Origin of the sequence: Streptomyces sp. NRRL F-5630 (assembly GCF_000719475.1) — a bacterium.
In the GTDB taxonomy this organism is placed as follows: Bacteria; Actinomycetota; Actinomycetes; order Streptomycetales; family Streptomycetaceae; genus Streptomyces.
Genome location: NZ_JOGO01000129.1, coordinates 1 through 7,579 on the forward strand (window position 1 = coordinate 1; position 7,579 = coordinate 7,579).

Annotated in this window: 7 protein-coding genes and 1 tRNA gene; 7 read left to right on the forward strand and 1 reads right to left on the reverse strand. The window is 70.1% G+C overall.

Translation table 11 applies throughout. From position 1 onward, the window contains the following. Positions 1–754: 754 nt before the first annotated feature. Positions 755–828 (reverse strand) — tRNA-Thr (locus IF99_RS0129460). Positions 829–1,010: 182 nt separating this feature from the next. On the opposite strand from IF99_RS0129460, the gene IF99_RS0129465 reads away from it, so the two are divergent. The 7 genes from IF99_RS0129465 to eccD all read left to right on the forward strand — a co-directional run bounded on the left by IF99_RS0129465 (position 1,011) and on the right by eccD (position 7,356). Next, the gene (locus IF99_RS0129465) at positions 1,011–1,340 is read left to right on the forward strand and encodes a hypothetical protein (protein ID WP_031001370.1); all 330 of its coding nucleotides are present in this window, start codon (positions 1,011–1,013) and stop codon (positions 1,338–1,340) included. A gap of 56 nt (positions 1,341–1,396) precedes the next feature. Beyond that, entirely contained in the window at positions 1,397–1,705 is a 309-nt protein-coding gene (locus IF99_RS0129470) for a pore-forming ESAT-6 family protein (RefSeq protein ID WP_031001371.1), read from the forward strand. 165 nt (positions 1,706–1,870) lie between these two features. Continuing rightward, on the forward strand, positions 1,871–2,257 hold the full coding sequence (locus IF99_RS0129475; protein ID WP_031001374.1) for a DUF6507 family protein: 387 nt from the start codon (positions 1,871–1,873) through the stop codon (positions 2,255–2,257). After that, positions 2,254–4,809 carry a hypothetical protein gene (locus tag IF99_RS35320; protein ID WP_234340912.1) on the forward strand — a complete coding sequence of 852 codons (2,556 nt, stop codon included), beginning with the start codon at positions 2,254–2,256 and terminating at the stop codon, positions 4,807–4,809. The genes IF99_RS0129475 and IF99_RS35320 overlap by 4 nt, the downstream gene beginning before the upstream one ends. Before the next feature lie 15 nt (positions 4,810–4,824). Continuing rightward, positions 4,825–5,694: an immunity 49 family protein gene (locus IF99_RS0129485; protein WP_031001378.1), complete on the forward strand. Its 870-nt coding sequence runs from the start codon at positions 4,825–4,827 to the stop codon at positions 5,692–5,694. 85 nt (positions 5,695–5,779) lie between these two features. Beyond that, the gene (locus IF99_RS0129490) at positions 5,780–6,037 is read left to right on the forward strand and encodes a hypothetical protein (protein WP_234340913.1); all 258 of its coding nucleotides are present in this window, start codon (positions 5,780–5,782) and stop codon (positions 6,035–6,037) included. Then, positions 6,034–7,356, forward strand: coding sequence for a type VII secretion integral membrane protein EccD (gene eccD / locus IF99_RS0129495; protein ID WP_031001381.1), 1,323 nt, complete (start codon positions 6,034–6,036; stop codon positions 7,354–7,356). Before IF99_RS0129490 ends, eccD begins: the two co-directional genes overlap by 4 nt. Positions 7,357–7,579 lie beyond the last annotated feature (223 nt).

A 7,579-nucleotide genomic window follows, 5' to 3' on the forward strand; every position in this document is an offset into this window, starting at 1 on the left:
CGGAACAGCGTCCACAACTCCTCCGGCACCAGACGCTCCACCAGATCAGCCATGCACGGCTCAACGAGCGACTACGCCAATAGAAACGGCCTCTTAGCGTGGCGATCGCAGCAGTTGGTGCGGTCATCATGGTGCTCACCAGCGGTTGATGGTGTCGGTGGCGGCACTCCGCTCAACGTCATCACCACCGCAGTGAACGCCAAGACGTCACCCAGCCCCTCGCCCTGGTCGCCGGGACCCCGCCCGTCGCGACCCGCCCGGACCGGCCCCCGCCGCCGGCCCGATGCCCTGCTCGGCGACAAGGGCTACGACCCCAACCCGAACCGGGGCGCGTTACGCAAGCGACGGACCCTGCCTGTCATCTCACGCAAGGGCTGCCCGAACTCAAAGGGATGGGCAAGCTCCGCTACGTCGTCGAGCAGACCTTCGCGCTCCTCCACCACTCCCAGCGTCTCGCCGTCCGCTGGTAACGCCGCACCGAACTCCACGACGCCTTCATCTCCCTCGCCTGCAATCTGATCTGCCGGAGACGCCTCAAGAAGACCCGCACATGATCGTGTTACGAGCTCTACGAGAGGTAGTGGCTGGAGTACCGGGAATCCAAACCGGTACTCCAGCCGCTCCTTTGGTGCGGGCGGACCATGTTCTGGGGATGTGCTGCGCGGAGTTCCTGCAGTCGAGTTCGCGATGGCCGAGTGATCTCGGAAATGACCAAAGCCCAGCTCAGAGCGCGTCTGAGCTGGGCTTTGCGGTGAGCCCCCTGTCGGATTCGAACCGACGACCCACGCTTTACAAGAGCGTTGCTCTGGCCATCTGAGCTAAGGAGGCGGGTGCCAGCAGTGTAACGGAGGGAGGGGTGTGGGGCGTCCGGAAGGGGGCGGTGGGCGTTGCGGGGATCGCGTCCAGGACGCACGATGGCTGGTGACGTCGGAGCGGGGCACGGGGGTGCCGGGCGAGAGCGCGGGCCGCCGTGGCGGGCCGGGGCCGTGGGCGCCGGGACAGGGGGAAGCATGAAGTTCGACATGGGTTCGACGACGCTGGCATCGCTCATCAAGAGCACGGGTGGGTCGAGTGACGACCTCGGCGCCCTGATTCAGCAGCTCGTCATCGCGGCGCAGCCGCTGGAGGGCAAGTTCAACGGCAACGGCAAGGCCGTTTTCGACTCCTTCAAACTGCGCGCCGACGAGATCACCGCGGAGCTGAACGGCTCGCTTTCCTCGATCCTCGGTGGGCAGGCGGGGATGGACTCCGCCTTCGGCACGGGGGACCAGGAGCAGGGGGACAACGCGCACCGGAACATGGGCGCGGCGAACTTCGACGCGGCCCGGTTCAGGGGCTGAGCCCCGCGTTACCGGCCATTCTCGGCCAATCAGCACCGCAGAGGGGGAGTCATCGCATGGCAACACAGGATCGCCGCTCGTACGACACGGGGGCGTCGGCGGAGGTGCAGGGCGGTTTGCAGGGGATCCTGGGCCGGCTGGAGACCGTACTCGCCGACCGCGACGGGGCGGTCAAGGCGGCCATGGCCGACTACCAGGCCGACGGGGTCTCCGACGAGTACCACGGCAAGGAACTGCGCTGGAACAAGGCGGCGAACGAGGTGCGGGAGATCATCCGCCTCGTGCGTTCCACGCTGGAGGAGAACGACGCGACCGCCCACTCCACTCTCGCCAAGGCGCGATCCGCGGTGGAGAACATCGGCTGACGCGGCCTGCCGGGACCGTCGGCTGCTACGGGGCGCTCGGCATCCACAGGCCGCGGGGGACCAACAAACCGCTCGGGGTCTTCAGCCAGCGGGGACCCATGGCACGTCGGGGGCCCGCGGCGTCCAGAAAAATGACAACTGAAGTCACTGCAACGGGGGTTCGTGGTGAGCGGGTGGGACATCGATGTCGACGGTGTCGCGTTCGTGACGGGGCTGGTCGGCCTCGCCATGCGGGACTTGGGCACGGACGTCGAGGCGTATGGCACGGACATGGAGAGCGCGGCGGTCTCGGCCGGGACCGTGGCGGGCGTCTCCGGCGGGCCGGCGCCCACGGGAGCCGTCGGGGCCGCCCTCGCGCTCTTCGCCGAGGGCACGGCGCAGGAGGTGGCGATGCTCGCCGCGCGCGCCGCGAAATCGGTCAACGGGGCGCACGAAGCGACGGGTTACTACATACTCGGTGACGAGGAGATGGCGGCCCAGGCGCAGCACCGCGCCCTCGCGGCCCCCGAGGTCGACCTGCCGGGCCGCGGTGACGGCGGGGGCCACAAGTGATCTCACCGGGCGCCATCCCCCAGTTCACGGGGGACTTCGAGCAACTCGACAAGGACGTCTCCGCACTTCGCAGCGACGCGATCGGAATCCGGGGCGGCGGCGCGGACGTCCACTCCCGCTTTCAGGCGCTCGCCGCCTTCTACGAGGCCCCCGAGGCTGAGGAGTTGTTCGCCACCACTCGGCCGGTGATGGACGGCGCCGACACCTTCGCCACGAAGCTGGAGACCGTGGCGGGCGCGCTTCAGACCTACGCGGCCGAGGCACGTCCGCAGGCCGAGCGCCTGGACCAGCTCAGGACGCAGGCATTCGCCTTCGTCGAGAGCGTCGAGGACGACGACGACTGGACCGAGGACGAGGGAAAAGTCGAGCGCCACAAGGCGCTCATGGACGGGGTCGCCGCCGCCCAGGCCGCTTTCCAGGAGGCTGAGCGGAGCGCCGCGAACACCATCAGCGCGCTCGTCGGGGGCCCCCGCTTCGTCGAGGACAACGGTGACCACACCGTCGACGACAAGACGGTGATGTACGGCTACGGACTCGATCAGCTCCAGCATGCCGAGGAGTTGCCGTGGGGGACGGCCGAGGAGCGCACCTACGAGCGGTGGAGCCTCGGGTGGTGGGGGCACGGGGTGAAGAGCTTCGTGTGGGACGGGCTCGTCATCGACAACATCGGGGGCGCGCTCGACGGTCTGTGGACGCTCGTCGGCGGTCACGGCTGGGGCAAGGCCGGGGACGCCTGGAGCGGACTCGGCGACGTCTTCGGCGGCATCTCGGCGTACATCATGACGCCCTACGACTGGGCCATGGACCAGGTCTTCGGCCCCGCGCCGCCGGACGCCACGACCGAGCGGCAGAAGAAGGCGCTGCGGGAATTCAGCAAGGGCCTGGTTGCCTGGGACCAGTGGGGGGACGACCCGGCGCGCGCCTCCGCGACGGTCGTCTTCAACTTCGGGACGCTCTTCCTCGGCCCGGCCGCCGCGGCCTCGAAGGCGGGCAAGGGCGGCGCGGCGGCGAAGACCGCGGCGAACGTGGCGAAGGCGCTCGACCACCTCGACCCGGTCGCCGCGGGCATCAAGGCCGCCGGGAAGGTCGCGAGCCGGCTCCCGAAGCTCTCCGAACTCCCGTCCCGCCTCCTGCCCGCCTCGCGGCTCACGGAGGACGGAACCCCGGCCGTCCACACGGTCGTAGAGGCGCCGGACGGCTCGTACGTGCGTATCGAGGACGGCGAGTTCGTCCAGTACGACAAGAACGGACACCGCGTCGAGGCGGAGGTCCCGAAGGAGCCGTCGCCCGAGCAGAGCCCGGCCACGACACCGGCGCCCCACCGCGAGCCCGCGATGGCGGGTACAAGGCCCCGTGCTCCCGAGGCCCACGCGCACGTTGCCGATGACGCCGGGACCGCGCCGGGCCGCACGGACCCGGCGGGGCACGCGCGCGGACACGGGACCGAGGGCGCCGGGACGGGGCCCGAGCGGACCGGTGACGGCCCCGCCGTGCCCACGGCGAGGCCGGGCGGCGGAGGCGGTCACGGGATCGGCGGCGGGCCCGGGCTCGGGCTCGACGGCGACGGGCTGGACGACGCGGCCCGTGCGCGCTCCGGCGGCAACAGTGACGGTACGGGTACGCGCGGCGGCGACGGTACGGGTACGCCCGCCCCGGTGACCCGGCCCCCGTACATGCGGGAGGGCCCGAACCCGTACCCGGAGCACGCGACCGCGGAGCAGATCAAGGAGATCCAGGTCTACCGGGCCAACCACGAACCCGGCTACTTCGAGAAGTACTACAACAGGGAGGGCGACCGCCTGCACCTCACGGTCCACGACGAGAGCGGGCGTACGCCGGTCCAACTGCACGTCGATCCCGAGACCAAGGCCAAGCGGGCGGCGTCGGACGCCGCGCCGCCGATCGGGGAGAAGTACGTCGACGAGGGCGCGCGAAGGGGCGACCGCGAGGGAGCCCTGGACGAGAAGACGCTCAAGAAGCTGGACGAGGCGGCGGCGGAACGGCAGAAGCACATCGACGCCGCGATGGAGGCCGAGAAGAAGAAGCAGCGGCTTCTGGCCAATGGGGACGACCCGGCGGCACTGCGTGCGGCTGAGCAGGAGTCCTCGTCCGCCATGGACGCGCGGACGAAGGCGGCGGAGCGGTACGGGGAGACGGTCGCGGCGGAGCAGGTGATCCCCGAGCACTACCCGGGTTCGACCCCGATCACCCTGCACGGCCCCAGGAACGGCAACGACCAGTTCGACCAGGTGTGGAAGAAGCCGGACGGCGGCTATGTCGTGGTCGAGGCGAAGTCGACGGTGAGCACCCAGTTGGGGTCGCGGAAGATCGCCGAGCTCAACGGGGACCGTGCGATGCAGGGGACGCGCGAGTACTTTATGGATATCTTGCAGAAGATGAGGGATCGTGGTGGCGAGTTCCCCACCGATAAGAAGCTGGCGAAAGACCTGAAGGCGGCTCTCGGTGAGGGTAAAGTCGAATATATTCTCGTAAAGGGCAAGGTGGATGGCCCTCTGTATGCTGGATACGAGAAGTATCAGTTCGATATCTGATGACGGGAAAAGTGAATGAGTATGTTGATTTCGCGCCATGGTGCGCTCGGACCTCACGCTGCCGAGTTGGCGAGTGACCTGGAGAAGGAGGTGGCGGAAGATGTGGAGTCTCTGGAGCGGTCCCCGGGCATGATTGATGCCTACTTCCGTGACTCCATTTCCTGGGTGCGGGCGCGATTGGCGATCGATCCCGAGGCTGCGGAGTTGCCGACGTGGAAGGCTGTGACGACGGCGATGCAGTTGGGGTCCTTGTATTTTCGGCTGGGCGCGCCAGGGGCTGTGGAGCCTGTGGTGGAGCGGGTTGCTCGGGTGGAACGGTCTGTTCCGCTTCCGGTAGAGGACCAGCGGCGCAGGCCGAATTTCGGGTACTGGCTCGATGCCTTCTACCTTGCGGTGGTGTGCCGGGACGGGGCTCGGGCCAACGCTTTGTGTGAAGTTCCTGTCGCGTTGATGCGGGAGGCTCCTTTTCATTTTGATGAGTACTTGCCGAATTGGGTGGGTGCACTTCAGTCATACTGTGTGGGGCGGGCTGATCTTGGGGAGAAGCTGACGGCTGCGATTCAGTTGTCCGATCCGTCGGCGTTGCGGGTCGTGGACGGCGACATGATGAACAAGGTGCTGTATCCGCCGATCAACCTCTTTTACTTGTTCCTCCGGAACAAGCGGGATGAGTTCGGCCCTGCGCTGGTGGATGCGCTGAAGTTGCACAAGGCGTACTGGTCTGCGGATGAAGACACGGCGAAAAACACTGCGGGATTCTTTTCGCTCCCCCTTCTGGCGATGGCCTGCCTCGCCCGCGACGCGGGTTTCCCGATCGACGTGGAGTCGCCCTACCTCCCCCGCTTTCTCCTTAGCGGGGAGTGGGTGGGGGAGTTTCCCACGTGACCTGACAGGCGGATCGACAGCCCCCGCCCAGCGCGTGCGCGCGGTACCCACTTGCCCTCGTGGGGTGTGGTGGGGGATTTTCTTGATGGACGGGGAGGGGGTCGTTGTGGGTGCACAGGACTATGACGGGCAGTTGCTGGAGTCGGTCGCCGTGCGGCGGCGGAGGTTGCGGGATGCCGTGGTGTTCGGGGGGCGGCGCAGCCGGCGGGCCTGGGACGAACGGGTGGGGAAGGCCGTCGTCGGGATGGTGATCGCGGCGGTGCTGTGCGCGGGGTGCGTGGGGTGGTCGTTCCTCTCGCACCGGGTGATCGGGAAGAGCACGTACGGGGTGTCGACGCGGTGAGTGGTACGGGCGTGCTGAGCAGGGTGACGCTGGTCGGGGAGCGGCGGCGGGCCGATCTGGTCCTTCCTGCCGGGGAGCCGGTCGGGGTGCTGCTGCCGGAGATCCTGCGGGTGCTCGACGACCGGGTCGGGGAGCGGCCCGAGGTACGGCAGTTGATCACCGTCGAGGGTGAGGCGCTCGCGCAGGACGTGACGTTGGAGGGCGCCGGGATCGCGGACGGCGCGGTGCTGCGCCTCGTACGGGCCGAGGACGCGCCCTCGGCTCCGGTCGTGCACGACGTGAGCGACGAGGTCGCCGCCGACCTGGAGGTACGGGCCTGGCGCTGGGGGCCGGGGGCACGGCGCTCCGCGGCCGGGCTCGCGGCGACCGGCTGGGCGCTCGCCGCCGGGATCGTCGCGCGCGGCGAGGCAGCGCTCGGCACCGTGGCGGGTGTGCTGCTCGTGACCGCCGTGCTGTGTTTCGCGGCGGCCCCCTTCGTACGGGGCAGGGCCGCGCCCGCCGCCGCGCTGACCGGGGCGGGCGGGGCGCTCTCGGTACTCGCCGCCTGGACGTACGCGGACGCCGCGGACTGGGGAGGTGCCGCGCGCCTCGCCGGGGCCGCCGGGGCGGTGGGGCTCGCGCTGCTGCTCGCCGCGTGGTGCACGCCGCTCGGGCGCGGCGCGCTGTTCGGGGCCGGCGCGCTCGGCGTCTCGTTGCTCGTGTGGGAGGCGGTGCTCGCCGCCGGGGGCGCGGTACGGGCCGGGGCGCTCGCCGCCGTCATGGGTGTCCTCCTGCTCGGCGTGCTGCCCCGGCTCGCGCTCATGGCCTCCGGCCTCACCGCGCTCGACGACCGGCGCGCGGCCGGGGCCTCGGTGAGCCGACACCGCGTGGGCACGGCACTCGCGGCGGCCCACCGGGGGCTGAGCCTCGCGACCTGCGTCCTCGCGGTCTCGACGGCGGGGGCGGGGATCGTACTGCTGCGCGAGGTCTCGGTGTGGACGGTGTCGCTCGCGGCGGCGACTGCGCTCGCCCTCGCGCTGCGCGCCCGCGCCTTCCCGCTCGCCGCGCAGGTCACCGTGCTCCTCGCCGGGTCCGCCGCCGTGGTCCTCGCGCTGCTCCTCGCCTGGCGTGAACATGCGCAGACGCAAGGGGCGTTGGCGGTGTTCGTGGTGCTCGCCGCGGCCTGCCTCGCGGTGCTGTTCGTGGAGCCCGCCGAGCACGTACGCGTGCGGGTGCGGCAGGCGGGTGACAGCCTGGAGTCCCTGGCGGTCGTGGCGCTGCTGCCCCTGCTCCTGGGAGAGTTCGGGGTGTACGCGCGGCTGCTGGACACTTTCTCGTAAGCGGCGGGTACGGAGCGGGGGACGGTATGACGGCGCCGAGCGACTGGCAGCGTGACTTGATACGGGAGGTGGGGGCGGCGGACGCCGGAGGGGAGCGCTCGCGGCCCGGTGACCAGCCCGCGAACCCGCCCGCCAGGGCCTCCAGGGTGTCACCCGCCTGCCGCACCCGCACGCGTACGTGCTCGGCGGGCTCCACGAACAGCACCGCGAGGCAGGCCGCGGC